The organism is Exiguobacterium sp. s50 (assembly GCF_018618175.1).
Taxonomy (GTDB): Bacteria; Bacillota; Bacilli; order Exiguobacteriales; family Exiguobacteriaceae; genus Exiguobacterium; species Exiguobacterium chiriqhucha.
This window is the reverse complement of record NZ_JACSLP010000019.1, coordinates 1-19,281: the sequence shown is the minus strand read 5'-3', so window position 1 is coordinate 19,281 and position 19,281 is coordinate 1. Positions and strand designations below refer to the sequence as shown.

The window sequence follows — 19,281 nt, the reverse complement described above, 5'->3', positions numbered from 1 at the left end:
TTAGGCTACCTCACACCGATAAAATATGGTGTGGCGGCAGCCTAATCAAGGTGTTTTTATTAGTGTCTCATATAGCTAGGTCAGTCTACTTATAGCTTCAATTAGTTAGCTTTCTTTTCGTTACCTGAAGCGATGACCGCTTGCATTTCTGATTTCAACGCATCCGAACGTGGTCCGAAGATGGCTTGAATGTTGTTACCGACTTCAAGGACACCAGCTGCCCCAAGGCGTTTCAACTCTTCTTTGTTGACTTGGCTCTTATCTTTTACTTCGACGCGGAGACGTGTGATACATGCGTCAAGGTGTTTGATGTTTTGTGAACCACCGAAACCAACGAGGATATCTTGTGCAAGTTCCGAACCTGTAGCAGTTGATTGCTCAACGACTTCATCTTCACGGCCCGGTGTTTTAAGATTGAACTTACGGATAACGAAGCGGAATCCGAAGTAGTAAACGACTGCGAACACGAGACCGACTGGAATGACGAGCCACCAGTCTGTACGGTTAGGAAGTACACCGAAGAGAAGGTAGTCGATCAAACCGCCCGAGAACGTCATCCCGATTTTGACGTTCAAGATGTGCATGACCATGAATGAAAGGCCAGCGAAGACTGCGTGTACTGCGAACAAGAGTGGAGCAACGAACAAGAATGAGAACTCGATCGGCTCAGTGATACCAGTCAAGAACGATGTAAGTGCTGCCGAAGCCAAGAGACCACCGACGACTGCTTTACGTTCAGGACGTGCTTCGTGGTACATTGCGAGTGCTGCTGCTGGAAGACCGAACATCATGAACGGGTACTTACCAGTCATGAACGTACCGGCTGTGAGCTCAGCGCCATCACGAATTTGTGCGAAGAAGATAGCTTGGTCACCACGAACGATGTTACCCGCTGCATCCGTGTACGAGCCGAACTCGAACCAGAATGGTGAGTAGAAGATGTGGTGAAGACCGAATGGAATCAATGAACGTTCGATCAAACCGAAGATGAATGCCGCGAAGGTGCGGTTTTCAGTCAACATGAAGTTTGAGAACGTGTTCAAGCCGTGCTGTACTGGTGGCCAGATGAGAAGCATGACGAAACCAGCGACAACTGCCAATACCGCAGTAACGATTGGGACGAAACGCTTACCAGCGAAGAAGCCAAGGAATTGCGGCAACTCGATGTTGAAGTACTTATTATATGCCCAGGCGGCGATCAGACCGACGATGATCCCTCCGAATACCCCAGTTTGGAGCGTTGGAATCCCGAGTACTGATGCGTAAGCCGGATCACCTTGTGCGATGATTTCAGGTGTGAGTTCGAGCCAAACACCCATAACTTTGTTCATGATGAGGAATCCGACGATGGCTGCGAGTCCGGCAACGCCGTCCCCTGCTAAACCGATCGCGACACCAACTGCGAATAAGAGTGCTAAGTTCGAGAAGATAATGCCACCCGCTTGCTCCATGAGCTGAGCGAATTTCACAACGCCTTCGTTCGTTAACCAACCAGCGCGTGATGTAAGGGCCGGGTTTTGCATCGCGTTACCGAATGCAAGAAGAAGACCGGCTGCCGGCAAAATCGCAACAGGAAGCATAAGTGCTTTACCGACTTTTTGAAGAACACCAAAGATCTGCTTAAACATGATAAATCCTCCTTTTTGTGATTGTTTCGTGCGGAAAGACGACTGTAGATGTCAGACAACCGACGTATCTAAACGTTTTCATAATAAACGTTTATAAAAACAGAAACAGGCATGAATAAGGTATAGAACGTAGACCTCTCCTAATAGAGAAATCGGTGCGTTCCACTCCTTACTCATGCCTGATCGAATCAGTAACACGTAAGATACGTGGTATCAGTTATCTACTTGTTAGGCGCTGGAGATGCATCGTCAAATATGTCGCTTCACCTCGCGGGACCGGACGCTTTAATTCGCGTTCCATGATGCCCATCAGCTCCCAAGCAGTACTATAGCATAGCGGATATTCTTCGCGCAATACCTTTTCAATTTTTTGTGGGGCCTCCACCATCTCACCCGTCGCAACCCGCTCAACGGCGTACCTTAAGTGCCGAAGTAAGCGCTTATAATCGAGTGAACTCCGGTCCATTTTGACGTTCAAACGACTCTCAATCGTCTGAACGATCTGCCCGATAATTTGGTTGTGTCGATTGACCTCGAGGACGTTTTTGAACGTCGTCGCCGAATGGATGTGGAGCGCGATGAAACCGATCTCCGCGTCCGGCAATAACACGTCAAGCCGCTCGTGAATCATATCGACGATACGTTCGGCGAGCGCGTACTCGTTCGGATAGAGCGATTCGGTCTCAAGCAAGAACGGATTCGTGACTTCCATCCCTTGTTCAATCCGCTTCATCGTGAAGAACAAGTGGTCGGTCAAACCGATATGAATATGTTGGTCGACTTTTTTACCGGTGTTGTTCTCGATAAAGCCGACGATTTCTTGCATGAAAGCAATAAAGTCCTCGTCGACGTGTTTGACGAGTTCACGATATTGCGATTGCTCTTCTTTGTCCGTCAGTTGATACACTTTCTCCGGGACACTGGCCGGGTCGACGAGATCGCCCGCTTTCTTGCCGAAGCCAATCCCTTTCCCGAGTAGAATGACTTCCGGTTCCGGATCATGTTGGCAAATGACAACGCTATTATTCAACACTTTCTTGATCGTATACATCGGTAATGTCATTCGTATCGCATCCCTTACTCACTATAATCGTTTCGTACTAAGTATATCGGTTCATCCCCTAAAAAAGTAGGCGGAAAACAAAAAAGACGAACATTTCTGTCGTCTTTAAAACATTGAATAACCACTCTTGCGCAAGTAGCGAATCGTGATTCCAGCCAAAATCGCACCGAGCAACCCGAAACCGAGCATGAACACATCCAGAAATTGAAGGCCGAGCACGCGTTCGTAAACGTTGGCGAGCGCAGTCGATGTCTCAGTGATGTAACTCGAGAGCTTGACGTTATCAATCATCATAATGACGAAAATCGGATAGATGAACACGAGCGTCCATGTTTTTTTAAGCAGCATGTTCAAAATGAAGCCGATGCTGAAGAAGATGACCAAATAAAGAATCGCCCCAATGACAGCCTGGATAATATGCATGCGATTGCCCCCTTTTCCCGTTGTCTATTATACCGAATCGTTTGCGCTTAGGTCAAAGGTGAACCGTACGCCACCGACAATAAAAAAGTGACCCGCTCCTATGAGCGGGCCACTCAGATATATGGCTTAGAATTTACCTTTTTTAAGGACGAGACCGTACTTCTTCAATTCGAGGAAGTGTTTGTTGTCGATCACTTTCTTCATGAATGAAGCGTTACGACCGAAGATCTTTTTGCCCATGACGATGCCGATGCCATCGTTATGGCCAAGTGATGCGACTGTCCCTTTGCTCTCATACGTGAATTTCGAAGTTGATTTCCCGTTGATGAGGGCAGCGATGTTTTTCGCCACGTTGTGCGCTTGTTGAGTCGCGATTTGGGCAGTCGGTGGGTATGGACGGTTTGAGACCGGATCCATGACAGCCGAGCAGTCACCGATGATGAAGACGTTGTCGTGACCAGGGGCACGGTTGTCCGCCTCGACCATGACACGGTTCCGAACCGCTTCAAAGCCAGACTTCTCAACGATCGGGCTACCGCTGACGCCACCTGTCCAGAGAATCGTGTTCGCTTCAATCGTCTCTGTCGTGTCGCCTTGGAGTGGACCGAACGTGACAACACCAGGCTCAACGCCTTTGATGCCGTTGCCGAGTTTCATCTCGACGCCGTTGCGCTCGAGCCATTTCTGCGCGTACGTCGTGAGTTCTGGGTCGAAACCAGGAAGTACAGTCGGAGCGGCTTCGATGTTCACGATGCGAACCGCTTCACGTGGCACGTCATACTGTTTGCAAAGCTCAGGCACACGGTTGACGAGCTCACCGAGGAACTCGATTCCTGTGAATCCTGCGCCACCGACAACGATCGTCACGTACGAGCGGTCAGCTGAACCGTTCGTTTTATATTGAGCGAACGAGTACTCGATATGTTCTTTGATTTTACGGACGCTGTTCAATGAACTGATTGTCATCGCGTTCTCTTTAAGGCCAGGGATACCGAATGTTTCAGGTACGCCGCCGAGTGCGAACACGACATAATCATATTCAACGGCTGAACCGTCTACGAGCAAGACTTGTTTTGCCGTAGTATCGACGCGATCGACGACCCCTTTGACAAATTTCACACGTGACGGGTTCACGACGTCGTTGATGTAGATGCGAGCTTGATCCGGTTTCATCGTTCCGGCCGCTGGCTCATGAAGCCACGTCGTCTGGTAATGGTAATCATGCTTGTTGATGAGCGTGATGTTCGCGTCGCCAGCTGAGAGCGTCTTCTGGAGGTTCACCGCTGTGATGAGTCCACCGAAACCTGCGCCAAGAATAACAATGTTAGGTCGTTTCATGTTCATTTCCACCTTGTTTTGATAGTTTTGTTTTCTTGAACAATCATGTTGTGTGTTTTTTCACATGAATGTTCACAATAAAGCCTAAACCTTGTTCAACCAATGTTCACAATTGCTTCTCGTTCATTGTACGCTGTTTATTTCGTTTTCTCAATGGAAAAGCTTATCTTCTTGAATTTTTTTTGAATGTATAGGATGTTTGTACAGAATGGATTTAATTCACGATTGTCACTATAATGGATGTATACGTTTTGAGGAGGAATTCGATGAAATCGACGAAAGATGTGATCATCATCGGTGGCGGCCCGGTCGGACTGTTCACCGCATTTTATGCAGGTATGCGCCAACTCGATACGGCGTTGATTGAAAGTTTGCCGCAGCTCGGCGGACAATTATCGACACTGTATCCAGAAAAATATATTTACGACATCGCCGGCTTCCCGAAAGTGAAAGCCCAAGATTTGATTGACCAATTAAAAGCCCAAGCCGATCAGTTCGAGCAGGACTATCGCCTCGGGGAGACGGTCGAGACGGTCGAACGTCTTGAAGACGGCACGTTCCAGATCACGACGAACAAGGATGAGTACCATACGAAAGCCATCATCATCACGGCCGGGAACGGGGCATTCGCCGCACGACCGCTCGGCATCGATGGTTGCGAAGATTATGCCAACCTTCATTACTTCGTCGACAACATGGAGAAGTTCCGCGACCGCCGCGTCATGATCGCTGGCGGCGGCGACTCTGCCGTCGACTGGGCGCTCATGCTTGAAGGCATCGCCAAGGAAGTCCATATCGTTCACCGCCGTGACCGTTTCCGTGCCCACGAGCATACGGTCGAGCAAATGAAGGTCTCGACGATCAACGTCTGGACGCCATATAACATCGAATCACTTTCAGGTGAGACGCACATCGAGTCGGTCGAATTGACAGACAAGGACGGCGAATCGAAATTCGTCGAGATCGATGACCTCATCTGTAACTACGGTTTCGTCTCATCGCTCGGCCCAATCAAAAACTGGGGCATGGAGTTCGAGAAGAACACGATCCGCGTCGACTCGCGGATGGAGACGACGGTCGCCGGCATCTTCGCGTGTGGTGACATCGCCACGTACGAAGGAAAAGTAAAATTGATTGCGACAGGCTTCGGAGAAGCTCCGATTGCCATCAACCAAGTGAAGCAGCTCGTCGACCCGACAGCGCGTCACCCGCAACATTCGACTTCGGTATTTGCCGGGAAATAACGATGTGGCCCTCATCGCGATGATGAGGGCCATTTTTCATTTGCGGATTGTTTGTACAATGACCCGGTCGAGCCAGTCGTCGAGTTGGGTGAAGACGAACCCGGCCTTTTTCGCCTCGGCAATCGACATATAATAGTCGACGTCCGTATCGTACGGCGACGACTCGCCATCTTTGATAATCTGGACCGGTTTATTTAAGTGATGGCCGATCCGTTCCATGAGTGCCCCGAGCGAGATGACCCCTTCACTCGCCGCGTTGAACGGTCCGGTCACGTTCGCCCGACCGACCCATTCTAGAAAGGCGGCCGCCTCAAAGCTTGAGATGAACCCCATCTTCGCTTCCGGGTGATGCAGTACGATCGGCTCTTCCCGTCGGACGGCGTCGATATAAAACTTGAGACGGTCTGTATAGTCGTCGGGTCCGAGCACGATTGGCAAGCGGACCGTCGCGACCGGGAACGAGGCGCGATGGAAGAAATAAGATTCAGCCTCTCGCTTCCCTTGCCCGTAATCATGTTCGGATTCGAGATGATAGTCATGATGGAGCGGATTGAAATCACTTTCTTTCAACTCGGCGCCTGGCGCATAAACCGACATCGTCGACGTGAGCACATATTTACCGACTTGGTCCATGAAAGCGTCCGAGGCGATCTTTGCCTGGTACGGGTTAAAGCAAATATTGTCATAGACGACATCATAATGGTCGCGTGACAAATCTTTCATCGTCGCCACCGACTGTCGGTCCCCTCTGATCGACCGGATGCCCTCCGCCTCGGGTACTTGCAGTTGTCCACGCGTCACAATCGTCACATCGTCACCGGCCTCCGCCAACCGAAGCGCCAACCGCTTTCCAAAATAGCGTGAGCCACCGAAAATCAATACTTTTCTCATCGTCCCTGCCCCTCCTACATGAAATGACATCTCTTTTCATTTTCCCTTGCATCCTCTCGACTAATCTTCCACATCCTTGAATATTTTTGTTATTCTTATATATATAGAGAAGAAAGAGGCGAGACGCATGCATCAGATCACATTAGAAAAAGGATGGTCGTGTGAATTACCGACACAATATGCCATTTACCAAAGCTTATCGGACTTCAGCCGTTACTCGGTCCTTGACCAAGAGGAAGAGAGCGTCTGTTCGTTCCGCATCACGAACGACACGTGTAAAATCACAGCGTTTCGTCCTTGGCAACATCAAATCGAGTTAGACGCGGCTTCGAAACTCATTCGATTAATTCTGATTGAAGAGACAGACTGAATACAAAAAAGAGGCTGGGACATAACTAGCCAGTTCTAAAGTATTTCAATCAAAAAGAGGGGTCCGGTCACCGATTTTCGGTGACCGGACCCTTTCTTTGTACTTCGGGCGACAACGGTGGCGATGAACTTCCGCAGGTTCACCGCCATGAGCGCGAAGCCGAGCTCGCGTCTCACGCGCTGTTTTCCCCTGACGGAGAAGCGGGTGAAACCCAAATTGGCCTTCAGATATCCAAAAACTGGTTCCACGTCCGTCTTGCGTCTGGCGTAGAGGGCACCCGTTTTCTCATCCGAAAGCAGCGTTCTCGTCATATGCTTTTGTTCTTCCCAGGCCACGTTCACACCGACCTGGCGGTGGCTCCCTTCCTCGGCCTTTGTGCACAGGTCGCGGAACGGACACCCGCCGCAGTCCTCGCTCAGATACATGCGGGACTCGCGGACGAACCCGTCCCTGTCGGTCTTACGGGATTCGTGGCTGAACGGGAGCCGTCTCCCGTCCGGGCAGGTGAACGTATCGGATTCCCTGTCGTACGCCCAGTTCGAGATGTTGAAAGGGTTCTCGCGCCACTTCTTCTTCTGTTCCTTCCGGTACATCGTGTACGGGATCAAGGGAATGCGCCCCCGGCGCTCGAGGATGTCCGTGTAGTTCGGCTGGCTCCCATATCCCGCATCGGCGACGATGTAGGCGGGTAACTCGAGGAACGTTTCGACCTCGTCGAGGAACGGGGCCAACGTCCTCATATCGGTCGGGTTCGGAAAGACGTCATACGCCAGCGTGTACTGGCCCGAGGTCGCGATCTGGACATTGTAGCCGGGCTTCAATTGTCCGTTCTTCATGTGATCATCCTTCATCCGCATGAACGTCGCATCCCTGTCGGTCTTCGAGTAACTGTTCCGCGTGCCGAAGGCGGCCATGTGTTCCTCGTATCGGCGTTTCCGGGCAGCGAAGTCGGAGGCCTGCTTGCGGAGGCGGCGGGGTTCCTTGCGTCTCGCGCGCAGTCGTTTGCGTTCCTTGACGTCGGTCGTCGACGCGATTTCCTCATCGATCGCGTCGACCTTTTCCCCGAGTCGCGCCGCGACCTCCTCGAGTTCTTCGACCGAGAGCGCCTCCGGGCTCTCGCGCTCGATCTCTGGGATGACCTGCTCGGACATCAGCTCCTCGTACAGCCGGTTCGACTTCTCGACGAGTGCGGCGCTGTATTTCTCGACGGCCTTCCTCCAGACGAAGGTGTATCGGTTCGCGTTCGCCTCGAGCTTCGTGCCATCGATGAAGATCGCCTCCTGGTCGATCTCACCCGCCTCGACGAGGTGGCAACGGAACGTGACGAAGGCGGACTTCAGGATCGGGGCGACGTCCGGATGGACTCGGAACCGATTGATCGTCCGATAGCTCGGCTCGTGTCCCTGGGCGAGCCACATCATGCGCAGGCTGTCCTTGAGAAGGCCCTCGATCTTCCGGCCCGAGAACACGGACTGCGTGTACGCGCAGAGGACGATCTTCATCATCATCCGCGGGTGATAGGCCGGGCAGCCCGTCGTTCGCCAGAACGTCTCGAACGCCTCGTCCGGGATCTGTTCGACGAGGTCGTGGACGGCGAAGGCGATGTCGTTCTCCGGGAGCCGAACTTCTAAATCTAGGGGCAAAACCAACTGGTTCATGGTATACTCTTTGTACATAGGGGCACCTCCAAAGTTATGGTTTGGTCACTTTAACTTTATCAGAGGTCGCCCCTATCTGTTTATATCGAAATGTGCGTACGAACCCATAAAAAGGAGAAGAGGCCACCTGGCGCGAACGAGTCGCGCCAGGTGGCCTCTTTCTTATAAATCTACTGAGTTATGTCCCAGCCTCTTTCGTTTAGCAATCCCCAGGTGTCCCGGCGTTCGATGCCGTCCGGAAACTCGAGCCGCAACCGCACGTGGCGATGGCGTTCGGATTTTTAATCGTGAAGCCGCCTCCGAGCATCGACTGCTTATAGTCAATCTCGAGACCGTCGACGACCCCGTGATCGGCTTCCGCGACGATGACACGGACACCATAGTGGTCAAACTGAACGTCCTTGTCTGTCTTATCCTCATCAAACCCCATCCCATAAGACAGGCCGGTACACCCGCCCCCTTGCACTTTGATCCGCAAGTACTGGTCGTCGGGGCGTTCGGTCTGTTTCATCATATCGATGACTTGTAATGCGGCTGATTCTGTCAAATGAATCATCTGAACTCCTCCTTCGTTATCTTAACTTCAAGTCAACTGACTTGAGATTTTGTGAAATATCTTGTATAACTAAACTGTAACAAAAAAAATTAAATCGTTCCATCTTCGGGGCAGGGTGAAATTCCCGACCGGCGGTATTGAAGACAAGTTCTTCTCAGCCCGTGAGCGAGCAAGGCGTTGCTTGCTGATTTCGTGAGATTCGAAAGCCGACAGTAAAGTCTGGATGGGAGAAGATGGCGGCATCCGACCGATATCCGGATGTTTTCTTCGGCGTGGTCTAAACACCGATGAGAACATCTATTTCGTATGCGCGTAAACTCTCCCGATTGTTTGATACAATCGGGTTTTTCTATGCGACGGGTGCCATTCATCAAGGAGCGACAAAAGGAGAGATTTTGATGAAAACAACGCGCAACAAACGATTGACAACACTGGTGACGCTATCGATGCTCGGGGCCATTTCTTTTGTCCTCATGCTCTTTAACTTCCCGCTGCCTTTCCTACCACCGTTCCTAAAAGTGGATTTCAGTGACATTCCCGCGCTCGTCGCCGGGATCGTGTTCTCCCCACTCGCAGGCGTCGTGGTCGTCGCTCTAAAAAACGTCCTCTACTATGTCTTCAACGGTGGCGGCGTTCCGGTCGGCGAAGTCGCGAACTTCTTTGCAGGCGTCGCCTTCATGTATCCGGTCGCATGGTTCTACCATAAACGTAAAACGAATAAAGCGCTCGCTTCAGGCCTCGTGGCCGGTACGATCACGATGGCACTCAGCTTGGCAATCTTGAACTATTTGCTCATCTTACCAGCCTACGCGTTCTTCTTCGGCATGACCGAGATGGCGCAACCGGCAGTCAAAACGGACCTCGTCCTATACGGTATCTTGCCGTTCAACTTCATTAAGGCCTTGTTGATCAGCGCCTTGTTCGTCCCACTCTTCCTCAAATTGAAGCCGTGGATCGAACGCCAGCGCATGCAACTTCAAGCGTAACTGACAAGCACCTAGACCGGGGTCTAGGTGCTTTTTGTATAGGTACGCTATGCTAATGAGAGAATAGGAGGAGATGGATTGAACACGACTGAAGATGTGACCCATTTTTTAGAGACTGATGTGGAACTGATGCGTCTGTTGACAATCGTCGCTTCGCTCGGTTTACCCGATTGGTGGATTTGTGCCGGATACGTGCGGGCAAAAATATGGGATGACGCGCACGGCTACGAAGTACCGACGCCGATCGAGGACGTCGATGTCATCTACTTTGACCGATCTCACATCGACGAGGCGATTGAAAAACAGTATGAGGCACAACTGCACGACCTGTTACCGAACGTCCCTTGGTCGGTCAAAAACCAGGCCCGCATGCATCTGGTCAATCAATTGCCACCGTATCAATCTGCGGTCGATGCCTTGGCCCATTTCCCTGAGACGGTCACGGCCATCGGTGTCAGTCTTGGTGCGGGCGGACGCTTGAAGCTGGCCGCCCCTTACGGTATCGACGACATAGTCGAACTAAAGTTACGACCGACCCCGGCCTTTGCGAACGACGCTTCACACCATCATATTTATCGAGCCCGGATCAATAAAAAGAATTGGCAAGCCACTTGGCCGAGACTCCAAGAAGTGGATATACCTCGTCAGGAACGATAAAACCCCACCGTTTCCTGGTCAATCCCTTCTATCGGTCCTAGTCACATATGACAAACCTGACAGAAGAATGCACCTAAGTAACTTAGCTTTGTTACTTTTGTGCGGATAATTTTACTCTATGTAATACTCGAACGTGAATCGGTGTTACTAATTCAATTAATGCCACCTCTACAATTTTTCCAGCTATAGGTTTTACAATATCAGTACAATATTCAAAAGCATCTTTCATCTTTTCTTTAGACAATCTGTTTGCCAGTGTACAGTGCGGAATCCATGAGTCCGGCAAATATAAGGACTCAGCGTTATCATTAAACTCCCCAAATATACAATAATGCTCTAAGTGGAGGCTCCTCAATCCGGATGAGATTGTAGGTGAAAGAAAAAGTGCACTCGATTGAATGAACGTACCCAACGTACTAAATGTTAGATTTATAATCTCCTTCGATTGATAGTAGCTGTCCATCAGTTCGATATACGCCTCAACATTCAAACTACTGTAACTAGCTAATGTTATATGAGGTTGTCGATTCGAGACTTCATATGCATAAGAAGTAATTCCTTCTTGTTTCAAGCCTTCCCATACCTCTTGAATTCGTTTCTCCGTTTGTTCATCAAAAAGCGCTATCATTCCATACATATGTCATTCCTCCCCAAAAAAGAGTGACCACCGAAGTGATCACTCTGAGTATATCGTATTTGATTAGAGAAGCAGACCAGCAAGCGTGGCTGACATCAAGTTAGCAAGCGTACCTGCGAGAATCGCGAGGACACCCATGCGCGCGATATCGTTCCGACGGTTCGGTGCCATTCCACCAAGACCACCGAGAAGGATAGCGAGTGACGAGATGTTAGCGAATCCACAGAGTGCGAACGCGATCATAGCTTCCGTACGTGCCGAGAGGTCACCAGAACCGATGATTGGTGCGAATTCAGAGAAAGCGACGAATTCGTTCAACACGAGTTTTTGTCCGAGGAAGCTACCGAATTGAACAGCATCTGCCCATGGCACACCGATCACGAATGCGAGCGGTGCGAACACATAACCAAGAATCAATTGAAGCGTGAGACCGTCGAAACCGAACAAGCCACCGATTCCACCGAGAATCAAGTTAACGAGCGCGATCAATGAAACGAAGGCGAGAAGCATCGCACCGACGTTCAATGCAAGGAAGAGACCGTCAGAGGCACCGCGAGCGGCTGCATCGACGAAGTTCGCTGCCTTGTTCTCTTCATCTTCAGCGATTTCGATATCGTCATCCGGTACGTCTGTTTCCGGGACGATGATTTTCGCGAACATGAGACCAGCAGGAGCAGCCATGAAGCTCGCTGCGAGCAAGTACTCGAGCGGTACACCAAGAGCAGCGTATCCAGCAAGAACTGAACCGGCAACCGAGGCGAGACCACCGACCATGACAGCGAAGAGTTCCGATTGCGTCATCGTTGGAAGGTAAGGTTTGATGACGAGCGGTGCTTCCGTCTGACCGACGAAGATGTTCGCTGTCGCTGAGAGCGATTCTTTACGTGATGTGCCAAGTGCTTTGGCGAGAGCCGTACCGAGGATACGGATCACCCACTGCATGACACCTACATAGTAGAGAAGTGCGATGAGTGACGACATGAAGACGATAATCGTCAACACTTGGAACGCGAAGACGAAGTTGTCTCCGCCGACAGCTGTACCGAAGACGAAACTAATCCCGGCGTTCGCCGTGTTCAAGACGTTCTGGACGCCTCCTGAGATCCATTCTAACGCGTTACGTCCTACTGTAGTGAAGAGGACGAGGAAGGCGAACGTAAACTGTACCGCGAAAGCGGCAAGCACGGTGCGCCATTTGATGGCTTTACGGTTGGTCGAGAAGATGTAAGCGATTCCAATTAGTGCCAAAATACCAACCACGCTCATGATATTCATTGGTGTTGTGCTCCTTTCATATTGGGGAAACCTGATAATATGATATACCCGAATCGAGATGTGTCCTACCGTTTGAAACGCTTTCTTTTTCTGTTGTTAAACGTCAGACAACCTACATTCGAACCTCTTTGAATATAACAGACCCTTTTTAAAAATGCAACGGGTCAAAACGGTCAAAATAAAAAAAGTTTGAAGGTCCTTCAAACTTTTTCACCATGCCATTTCTTCAATTTTTTCATATACATTCGTCACGAGTTGTTCCGGTGTATCCCCGGTCACGACCTCACCATCGACGAGACAAAACAAGTCAAGCGAACAGACGCCGCAGTAGCCCGTACAGCCATATTCGACGACGTCTAAGTCTGGATCGGACTCTAATTTGGCGCGGGCGATTTGTGAACCCATCGCTAAATTGGAGGCACAGAACTCAATGATCGGATTCATCATGTCATTCACCCTTCCCCTTTCCTTCAAAGCAGGAAAATGGTTCTTCTACGGCGTATTATAACATGATACAGTTGAAGTGTAACAAAGGGGGATTTTTATGCGCAAATTAGTCGTCTTGGGAGGCGGTTACGGGGGTATGCGTGTAATCGAACGTGTCCTCGGCCATCAGCTGAAGGACGTATCGATCACACTCATCGACCGTCTACCTTACCATGGATTAAAAACAGAGTATTATGCACTTGCGGCGGGGACCGTGTCGGATCGTGACATCCGCATCGATTTTCCAGAAGAGGTCGACTACATATACGGCCAAGTCACCGATATCGATACGGGGGACAAAATGGTCCTGCTCGCGAGCGGGGAAAAAGTGCCGTACGACGACCTCGTCATCGGCCTCGGTTGCGAGGACAAGTATCACAACGTGCCCGGTGCCGCCGAGTTCACGTACAGCATCCAAACGTTAGAAGAATCACGCAAGACCCAGCAAGCAATCAACGGCCTATCTCCGGGATCGGTCGTCTCGATCGTCGGTGCCGGCCTGTCCGGTGTCGAGCTCGCCAGCGAGCTGCGCGAGAGTCGTCCCGACTTGACGGTCCGTTTGTTCGACCGCGGCCCGTCCGTCCTATCGTTCCTATCAAACCGCGTCTCGATGTATGTCCAGTCTTGGTTCGAGGAACATGGTGTCGAAGTCATCAATAACTCGAACATCGTCCGGGTCGACGCCGATGGGTTATGGAACCATGAACAGCACTTCGCTTCCGATTTGACGGTGTGGACCGCCGGGATTCAACCGGTCGCCGTCGTCCGCAACCAAGGTTGGGAACTCGACGGGGGTGGACGTGTCAAATTGACACCACACCACTACGTCCCGGAACAGCCCGACATCTTCGTCGTCGGGGACAACGCCAGCCTGCCGTATGCACCTTCGGGTCAGCTCGCGGAAGCGCAGGCCGAACAGATCGTCCAAGTGCTACTCTGTAAATGGAAAGGTGTCGGGTATCCAGATTTGCCGGATATCAAACTCCGAGGCACGTTAGGATCGCTTGGGAAGAAGGCCGGATTCGGCGTCTTCATGGGCAAGCAGTCGCTCACCGGAAAAGTCGCGCGATTGCTCAAGTCCGGAATTCTTTGGAAACATAAAGTCATTAAATAACATGCCTGGGTCGGCCATCTCGGTCGATCCTTTTTAGTGTAAAGCAATCCATTTGTCGTTCAGCCACCGTCGTGTTGAGCCAAAAGTCTTGTATCTGAATCCCCTGTATCCTTATCTAAATATTCAGATTATTGATTCGATTGACATATTCTACCCGTTGGCAAAACTTGTTACTCTAGGGTCACGGCCGAACGACTTCGTGTCGCCTCGCCTACATAACCCGAAGGAGGAAACAAGTTGAAAAAAATCTGTAGCACCGTCCTCGCCTCATTGCTCGTCTTGTCAACCGTCCCGGAAGCCGCGGAAGCTGCTCCCAACAAATCGAAAGAACGCGTCATCGTCGTCTTCAAAGAGTCAGCGAAGAACATCCCGCTCTCAATCGAAGGCATGGAAGTTCGCCAACAGTACAAAAACATTCCGGCCGCAGCGCTCGAAGTACCGAAGGCTGCCTTGAATGGCTTGAAGAACAACCCGAACGTCGCCCACGTGGAAGTCGATCAAACGGTACAAATCGAAAATCAGACGCAAGACTGGGGCATTCCGAAGTTGAAAGCTCCATCAGCTTGGCAGAGTGGCTACACCGGGAAAGGCGTGAAAGTATCGGTCGTTGATACCGGAATCTCGCCGCACCCTGATTTGACGATTTCTGGTGGTGCCTCGTTCAGTACAGTCACGAGCTCATACGCGGATGACAACGGTCACGGTACGCACGTCGCCGGGATTATCGGTGCCCGCAACAACAGCATCGGAACGGTCGGGATTGCCCATGAGGCGAGCATCTATGCTGTTAAAGCACTCGAAGCCAACGGTAGTGGTAGCCTCTCGAGTATCATCGCCGGGATTGACTGGTCGATCACGAACGATATGGACGTCATCAACTTGAGTCTCGGGACGACAAGTCCATCGACGACGCTCCAACAAGTCGTCGATCGCGCCAATAACGCGGGTATCCTCGTCGTCGCGGCAGCCGGTAACAACGGACGCGCTGACGGTACAGGTGATCTCGTCAACTACCCAGCCCGTTACAGCTCGGCCATCGCCGTCGCGGCGACGGACATCAACAACAACCGCGCCTCGTTCTCGGCGACAGGTAGCACGGTCGAAGTCGCGGCACCAGGTGTGAGCATCAACTCGACACTCGCGAACGGCGGCTACGGTCAAATGAGCGGGACATCGATGGCGACACCTTACGTCGCCGGTAACCTCGCACTCATGAAGCAAGCGTTCCCGACGTTGTCGAGCTCGCAACTCCGCACGAAACTGTCACAAGATTCGATCGACCTCGGAACGGCCGGCCGTGACACCTGGTTCGGGAACGGACTCGTGCAAGCACCGACGTCTGGCGGCACGACGCAACCGGTCCAAGCGCTCACGACGACAGTATCGACATCGAAATCAACTTACTACGCTGGTGAAGTCGTCTCGATTTCTTCAACAGTCCGGAATTCGAACGGCCAAGCGGTCGCGAACGCCGACGTCCGTGTGACGGTCACACAGCCAAACGGCGCGACGCTCACAGGAACAGGCAAGACAAGTTCAACGGGCGCCATCACGTTCACGCTCTCGACAAGCTCTTCGTCACAACGTGGGACGTATCAAGTAAAATCTGATGCGACGCTCACTGGTTACACGGCAGGTTCGGCGACGTCGTCGTTCCGTCTTCTATAACGCACAAGAGTCGAACGACAATCGTCGCTCGACTCTTTTCATGCTGTCGTCTGTTCAATGGCCGAATAGACTTTCCGTAGTTGGACGACCCCTTCGTCCACCACTTCCCCATCGATGAGCACGAGCGGATAGAACCACTCGTCCTGCTTGATCGCTTCGGCGATGTCATCGTCCGCCGTCTCAAAATCGATATACTCGAACTCAAACGCCTGATTCGGATATTTCCGTGCCAATGCGCTTTGCAACCATTCGTATGTCTCAATCGAACTCGGCGCCCCGACACAGCTCGCACACTGTACTTCGGCCCCATATACCGTGATTTTCATATCCATTCCCCCTCTTCTTTCCTATTATACAAAAATCAAGAAGCTGCATCGTCACAAAACGCTCAGCGTTAATGATTGAGAAACAATCTCAAACTTGCTAGAATGAAAGAGAACCAGAAAGGGGTAGATACCATGGAAATGTTTGATCAAGTCCAAGAAGTACTCGATAAATTACGCCCGTTCTTGCTTCGCGACGGCGGTGACGTCGAACTCGTTGATGTAGAAGAAGGCATCGTCAAACTTCGTTTGATGGGTGCATGCGGCAGCTGCCCATCTTCAACAATTACATTGAAAGCCGGGATTGAGCGCGCGCTCATCGAAGAAGTACCTGGCATCGTTGAAGTCGAACAAGTATTCTAAACAAAAAGGGAGACAATCATGTCATCCCTTTTTTTCATGCATGTGTCCATTCGTCCAAGCTCTCGACCATATAGGTTGGGAGTTTTTCTTGTTCCTGAATGAAAGCCGGACCATGTACGCCTGAGTTGACGTGGAGCGTCCGAATCCCACCGTTGATCCCGAACAAGATGTCGGTATGGTAGTTATCTCCGACCATGACGACTTCTTCTTTCGTGAGACCAATCATCTCAAGCGCGATGTCGACCATGACCGGTTCTGGCTTACCAATAAAGAACGGATCTTTTTCCGTCGTCACCGTCAAGACGGACGTGAGCGCACCGTTCCCCGGTAAAAAGCCGCGTTCGGTCGGAATGGCGATATCACCGTTCGTCGAGATGAAACGAGCGCCGGAGCGGATCGCGAGCGCGCCTTTCGCCAATTTTTCGTATGTGATGTGTCGGTCGAGCCCGACGACGACGTAATCCGCCTTCGCCTCTTCCGTCACATGGAAACCGCGTTCTTCGAGCGCCAGGCGCAGGCCATCTTCACCGATCATGTAAATCGTCGCCCCGGGCGTCATCTTCTCGATATAACGGGCCGTCGCCATCGCACTCGTCAATACGTGCTCAGGCGTCACATGCACACCCATCGAGACAAGTTTATTCGCCACTTGCTCCGGCGTCATCGACGCGTTGTTCGTGACGAATAAGTATGGGAAGCCGGTCGCCTCGAGTCGATTCACGAAATCGACCGCTGCTTGAATCGGGGCCGTCCCCGCATACATCGTGCCATCTAAATCAAATAAGTATCCTTTAATCGGATTCATCTAATCACTCGCTTTCTGGTAAAAATGCTGATACAGGACCGAGCTCCACCTCGAGATAGCGTCGGACCTGCTCTGGGAATGCCTCGAACGTTGATTTATCACGGTCGACCCAGACGTCGAACCGGGCCGAATCTGCCGTGACGAACTCCCTGACATAGTGCGCCCGTAATCCGACGAGCGCTTTCGTCGCTTCCGCCGTCTCGGCGTCGAGCACACGCTCGTCGAGCAAGATGTCGACAATATCCTCATAACTGCCCGGGTCACGCATGATGAACCCGTCAATCATCGAGTTGCCGACGTCAATCACGCCCTCCATCAAGTGAACGGCCAAACGTTGTTTCGCCAGCTCGATGGTGAACGCGTCCCCCTCTAATTGGTCGAGTCGACTGAGCATCGTCTCCATATGGGTCAACGTCTCGTTAATCTTTTCTCTGTTTACAAAATACATCGCAATCCCCCCTGCCTCCTATAGTAATCCTTTTTCTCGTTCGAGAAAAGAATCTCTCCTATTTACATCATTTACGTAATTGTGATACACTAATCCACGGATTAACACAACTATTAGTATGTCACATTAAATAGATATCATGTGGAGGGTACAACACTATGGAACGAGAATTAGCGTTAGAGATCGTACGAGCAACCGAGGCAGCAGCATTGGCCTCATCGAAATGGATCGGTCGTGGGCAAAAGAACGAAGCGGATGACGCAGCGACATCGGCCATGCGTGAAGTACTCGGCACGATCAATATGGATGCAACTGTCGTCATTGGTGAAGGTGAACTCGATGAGGCACCGATGCTTTATATCGGTGAACGCCTCGGGACGACGTTCGGACCAGAAGTCGATATCGCCGTTGACCCGCTCGAAGGGACGTCGATCGTCGCCAAAGGACTCGGGGACGCCATGGTCGTCATCGCGGTCGCGGATAAAGGCGCCCTCCTCCACGCACCAGATATGTATATGGATAAGCTCGTCGTCGGCCCGAATTTAAAAGGCAAAGTCTCACTCGACGAACCGCTTGAGTCGATTATCGAGAAAGCCGCCCTTTATAACGGCAAGCGCATCGAGGAAGTGACCGTCATCATGCAAGACCGTGATCGTCATGAACATTTCCGTCAAGCGGCGATGAACATGGGCGCACGCGTCAAGCTGTTTGAAGACGGCGACGTCTCGGCCGGAATCGCAGCGGCCGTCAAGTCGAACCCGATCGATATCTTCATCAGTACGGGCGGCGCACCAGAAGGCGTCATCACGGCAGCGGCCGTCAAGGCGCTCGGTGGCGATATGCAGGCACGCCTCCACCCGATGAATGAAGAAGAGACGGCACGTGTCATCTCGATGGGCATCGAGGACCCGCTCCAATTGCTCACGCTTGACGACCTCGTCAAGAGCGACGACTGCATCTTTGCGGCGACAGGCGTCACATCGGGCGAATTGCTGGACGGCGTAAAATTCTTGACGGACGATATCGTCGAGACGACGTCACTCGTCATGCGATCGAAGACGAAGACGATTCGTAAAGTCGTTGCCGAGCATACGCTCTCGCTTAAACCATATTTACAGAAACAGCCGGTGAACGTCTAATTGATATTCGCTGAACCGAAGCCTGAATGATCGACACTTGATAAAAGGTGCGCATTCAGGTTTTTTTGTGTTCGAATCGATATAAGCGATGGAATCTAAAAAAAATGACCCCGGAGCAAACGAGGGCACTGAAAAACTTCAAATGATTTTGAACAGAGGAGCGTCGTCCCGGGAGGGATGACGCTCCTCTGTTTTCATCGCCCTTCAGC

Annotated in this window: 21 protein-coding genes and 1 riboswitch; of the genes, 8 read left to right on the top strand and 13 right to left on the bottom strand. The window is 51.4% G+C overall.

Going from position 1 to position 19,281, the window contains the following annotated elements; all coding sequences use genetic code 11:
- Positions 1–101 precede the first annotated feature (101 nt).
- From ptsG to KNP68_RS14925, 4 genes are all read right to left on the bottom strand, one after another.
- Complete coding sequence (ptsG, locus tag KNP68_RS14940; RefSeq protein WP_021065528.1) at positions 102–1,628, bottom strand: glucose-specific PTS transporter subunit IIBC; 1,527 nt, start codon at positions 1,626–1,628, stop codon at positions 102–104.
- 217 nt (positions 1,629–1,845) lie between these two features.
- The gene (gene glcT / locus KNP68_RS14935) at positions 1,846–2,691 is read right to left on the bottom strand and encodes a glucose PTS transporter transcription antiterminator GlcT (protein WP_021065527.1); all 846 of its coding nucleotides are present in this window, start codon (positions 2,689–2,691) and stop codon (positions 1,846–1,848) included.
- A 105-nt stretch (positions 2,692–2,796) separates the two neighbouring features.
- Positions 2,797–3,114 carry a YuiB family protein gene (locus KNP68_RS14930; RefSeq protein ID WP_029595123.1) on the bottom strand — a complete coding sequence of 106 codons (318 nt, stop codon included), beginning with the start codon at positions 3,112–3,114 and terminating at the stop codon, positions 2,797–2,799.
- Positions 3,115–3,240: 126 nt separating this feature from the next.
- Complete coding sequence (locus tag KNP68_RS14925) at positions 3,241–4,452, bottom strand: NAD(P)/FAD-dependent oxidoreductase (RefSeq protein WP_131472403.1); 1,212 nt, start codon at positions 4,450–4,452, stop codon at positions 3,241–3,243.
- Between the two features lie 266 nt (positions 4,453–4,718).
- Here KNP68_RS14925 and KNP68_RS14920 point away from each other — a divergent pair, with 266 nt between their 5' ends.
- Positions 4,719–5,696: an NAD(P)/FAD-dependent oxidoreductase gene (locus KNP68_RS14920; RefSeq protein ID WP_214800070.1), complete on the top strand. Its 978-nt coding sequence runs from the start codon at positions 4,719–4,721 to the stop codon at positions 5,694–5,696.
- Positions 5,697–5,732: 36 nt separating this feature from the next.
- On the opposite strand, the gene KNP68_RS14915 is transcribed toward KNP68_RS14920, so the two are convergent.
- Entirely contained in the window at positions 5,733–6,587 is an 855-nt protein-coding gene (locus tag KNP68_RS14915) for a Rossmann-fold NAD(P)-binding domain-containing protein (RefSeq protein ID WP_131472401.1), read from the bottom strand.
- Between the two features lie 127 nt (positions 6,588–6,714).
- On the opposite strand from KNP68_RS14915, the gene KNP68_RS14910 reads away from it, so the two are divergent.
- Entirely contained in the window at positions 6,715–6,957 is a 243-nt protein-coding gene (locus KNP68_RS14910) for a hypothetical protein (RefSeq protein ID WP_029595120.1), read from the top strand.
- Between the two features lie 35 nt (positions 6,958–6,992).
- Here KNP68_RS14910 and KNP68_RS14905 read toward each other — a convergent pair whose 3' ends face one another.
- Complete coding sequence (locus KNP68_RS14905; RefSeq protein WP_251130843.1) at positions 6,993–8,633, bottom strand: IS1182 family transposase; 1,641 nt, start codon at positions 8,631–8,633, stop codon at positions 6,993–6,995.
- A gap of 181 nt (positions 8,634–8,814) precedes the next feature.
- The gene (locus tag KNP68_RS14900) at positions 8,815–9,171 is read right to left on the bottom strand and encodes a HesB/IscA family protein (protein WP_029595119.1); all 357 of its coding nucleotides are present in this window, start codon (positions 9,169–9,171) and stop codon (positions 8,815–8,817) included.
- A 97-nt stretch (positions 9,172–9,268) separates the two neighbouring features.
- A riboswitch (FMN riboswitch) is annotated at positions 9,269–9,410 on the top strand.
- Positions 9,411–9,569: 159 nt separating this feature from the next.
- On the opposite strand from KNP68_RS14900, the gene KNP68_RS14895 reads away from it, so the two are divergent.
- Both KNP68_RS14895 and KNP68_RS14890 read left to right on the top strand, forming a co-directional pair.
- Positions 9,570–10,157, top strand: coding sequence for an ECF transporter S component (locus tag KNP68_RS14895; RefSeq protein ID WP_029595118.1), 588 nt, complete (start codon positions 9,570–9,572; stop codon positions 10,155–10,157).
- Between the two features lie 129 nt (positions 10,158–10,286).
- On the top strand, positions 10,287–10,814 hold the full coding sequence (locus KNP68_RS14890) for a nucleotidyltransferase family protein (protein ID WP_051627782.1): 528 nt from the start codon (positions 10,287–10,289) through the stop codon (positions 10,812–10,814).
- 91 nt (positions 10,815–10,905) lie between these two features.
- On the opposite strand, the gene KNP68_RS14885 is transcribed toward KNP68_RS14890, so the two are convergent.
- From KNP68_RS14885 to KNP68_RS14875, 3 genes are all read right to left on the bottom strand, one after another.
- Complete coding sequence (locus tag KNP68_RS14885) at positions 10,906–11,451, bottom strand: 2'-5' RNA ligase family protein (protein WP_029595116.1); 546 nt, start codon at positions 11,449–11,451, stop codon at positions 10,906–10,908.
- 63 nt (positions 11,452–11,514) lie between these two features.
- A complete protein-coding gene (locus KNP68_RS14880; protein ID WP_029595115.1) occupies positions 11,515–12,726 on the bottom strand; it encodes a NupC/NupG family nucleoside CNT transporter in 1,212 nt (403 codons plus the stop codon).
- A gap of 210 nt (positions 12,727–12,936) precedes the next feature.
- Positions 12,937–13,173 (bottom strand): YuzB family protein, encoded by a 237-nt coding sequence (locus tag KNP68_RS14875; protein WP_021065517.1) that lies wholly within the window; start codon positions 13,171–13,173, stop codon positions 12,937–12,939.
- A gap of 97 nt (positions 13,174–13,270) precedes the next feature.
- Between KNP68_RS14875 and KNP68_RS14870 the strand changes: the two genes are divergently transcribed.
- Both KNP68_RS14870 and KNP68_RS14865 read left to right on the top strand, forming a co-directional pair.
- Positions 13,271–14,326, top strand: coding sequence for an NAD(P)/FAD-dependent oxidoreductase (locus KNP68_RS14870; RefSeq protein ID WP_034778394.1), 1,056 nt, complete (start codon positions 13,271–13,273; stop codon positions 14,324–14,326).
- A gap of 237 nt (positions 14,327–14,563) precedes the next feature.
- Entirely contained in the window at positions 14,564–15,994 is a 1,431-nt protein-coding gene (locus tag KNP68_RS14865; RefSeq protein WP_214800068.1) for a S8 family serine peptidase, read from the top strand.
- Between the two features lie 38 nt (positions 15,995–16,032).
- Here KNP68_RS14865 and KNP68_RS14860 read toward each other — a convergent pair whose 3' ends face one another.
- Positions 16,033–16,326, bottom strand: coding sequence for a DUF1462 family protein (locus KNP68_RS14860; RefSeq protein WP_029595112.1), 294 nt, complete (start codon positions 16,324–16,326; stop codon positions 16,033–16,035).
- A 96-nt stretch (positions 16,327–16,422) separates the two neighbouring features.
- Between KNP68_RS14860 and KNP68_RS14855 the strand changes: the two genes are divergently transcribed.
- Positions 16,423–16,680, top strand: a complete 258-nt coding sequence (locus KNP68_RS14855; RefSeq protein ID WP_228617585.1) for a NifU family protein — start codon at positions 16,423–16,425, stop codon at positions 16,678–16,680.
- A gap of 34 nt (positions 16,681–16,714) precedes the next feature.
- Here KNP68_RS14855 and KNP68_RS14850 read toward each other — a convergent pair whose 3' ends face one another.
- A complete protein-coding gene (locus KNP68_RS14850; protein WP_058764066.1) occupies positions 16,715–17,485 on the bottom strand; it encodes a TIGR01457 family HAD-type hydrolase in 771 nt (256 codons plus the stop codon).
- A gap of 4 nt (positions 17,486–17,489) precedes the next feature.
- The gene (locus KNP68_RS14845; protein WP_131472395.1) at positions 17,490–17,933 is read right to left on the bottom strand and encodes a DUF86 domain-containing protein; all 444 of its coding nucleotides are present in this window, start codon (positions 17,931–17,933) and stop codon (positions 17,490–17,492) included.
- Positions 17,934–18,091: 158 nt separating this feature from the next.
- Here KNP68_RS14845 and glpX point away from each other — a divergent pair, with 158 nt between their 5' ends.
- Entirely contained in the window at positions 18,092–19,072 is a 981-nt protein-coding gene (gene glpX / locus KNP68_RS14840) for a class II fructose-bisphosphatase (RefSeq protein WP_131472393.1), read from the top strand.
- The last annotated feature ends 209 nt before the right edge of the window (positions 19,073–19,281 follow it).

Excerpts from the sequence above, each read along its gene's own strand:
- ptsG (WP_021065528.1), bottom strand. The coding sequence starts at position 1,628 with ATGTTTAAGCAGATCTTTGGTGTTCTTCAAAAAGTCGGTAAAGCACTT.
- glcT (WP_021065527.1), bottom strand. The coding sequence starts at position 2,691 with ATGACATTACCGATGTATACGATCAAGAAAGTGTTGAATAATAGCGTT.
- KNP68_RS14930 (WP_029595123.1), bottom strand. The coding sequence starts at position 3,114 with ATGCATATTATCCAGGCTGTCATTGGGGCGATTCTTTATTTGGTCATC.
- KNP68_RS14925 (WP_131472403.1), bottom strand. The coding sequence starts at position 4,452 with ATGAAACGACCTAACATTGTTATTCTTGGCGCAGGTTTCGGTGGACTC.
- KNP68_RS14920 (WP_214800070.1), top strand. The coding sequence starts at position 4,719 with ATGAAATCGACGAAAGATGTGATCATCATCGGTGGCGGCCCGGTCGGA.
- KNP68_RS14915 (WP_131472401.1), bottom strand. The coding sequence starts at position 6,587 with ATGAGAAAAGTATTGATTTTCGGTGGCTCACGCTATTTTGGAAAGCGG.
- KNP68_RS14910 (WP_029595120.1), top strand. The coding sequence starts at position 6,715 with ATGCATCAGATCACATTAGAAAAAGGATGGTCGTGTGAATTACCGACA.
- KNP68_RS14905 (WP_251130843.1), bottom strand. The coding sequence starts at position 8,633 with ATGTACAAAGAGTATACCATGAACCAGTTGGTTTTGCCCCTAGATTTA.
- KNP68_RS14900 (WP_029595119.1), bottom strand. The coding sequence starts at position 9,171 with ATGATTCATTTGACAGAATCAGCCGCATTACAAGTCATCGATATGATG.
- KNP68_RS14895 (WP_029595118.1), top strand. The coding sequence starts at position 9,570 with ATGAAAACAACGCGCAACAAACGATTGACAACACTGGTGACGCTATCG.
- KNP68_RS14890 (WP_051627782.1), top strand. The coding sequence starts at position 10,287 with ATGCGTCTGTTGACAATCGTCGCTTCGCTCGGTTTACCCGATTGGTGG.
- KNP68_RS14885 (WP_029595116.1), bottom strand. The coding sequence starts at position 11,451 with ATGTATGGAATGATAGCGCTTTTTGATGAACAAACGGAGAAACGAATT.
- KNP68_RS14880 (WP_029595115.1), bottom strand. The coding sequence starts at position 12,726 with ATGAATATCATGAGCGTGGTTGGTATTTTGGCACTAATTGGAATCGCT.
- KNP68_RS14875 (WP_021065517.1), bottom strand. The coding sequence starts at position 13,173 with ATGATGAATCCGATCATTGAGTTCTGTGCCTCCAATTTAGCGATGGGT.
- KNP68_RS14870 (WP_034778394.1), top strand. The coding sequence starts at position 13,271 with ATGCGCAAATTAGTCGTCTTGGGAGGCGGTTACGGGGGTATGCGTGTA.
- KNP68_RS14860 (WP_029595112.1), bottom strand. The coding sequence starts at position 16,326 with ATGGATATGAAAATCACGGTATATGGGGCCGAAGTACAGTGTGCGAGC.
- KNP68_RS14855 (WP_228617585.1), top strand. The coding sequence starts at position 16,423 with ATGAAAGAGAACCAGAAAGGGGTAGATACCATGGAAATGTTTGATCAA.
- KNP68_RS14850 (WP_058764066.1), bottom strand. The coding sequence starts at position 17,485 with ATGAATCCGATTAAAGGATACTTATTTGATTTAGATGGCACGATGTAT.
- KNP68_RS14845 (WP_131472395.1), bottom strand. The coding sequence starts at position 17,933 with ATGTATTTTGTAAACAGAGAAAAGATTAACGAGACGTTGACCCATATG.
- glpX (WP_131472393.1), top strand. The coding sequence starts at position 18,092 with ATGGAACGAGAATTAGCGTTAGAGATCGTACGAGCAACCGAGGCAGCA.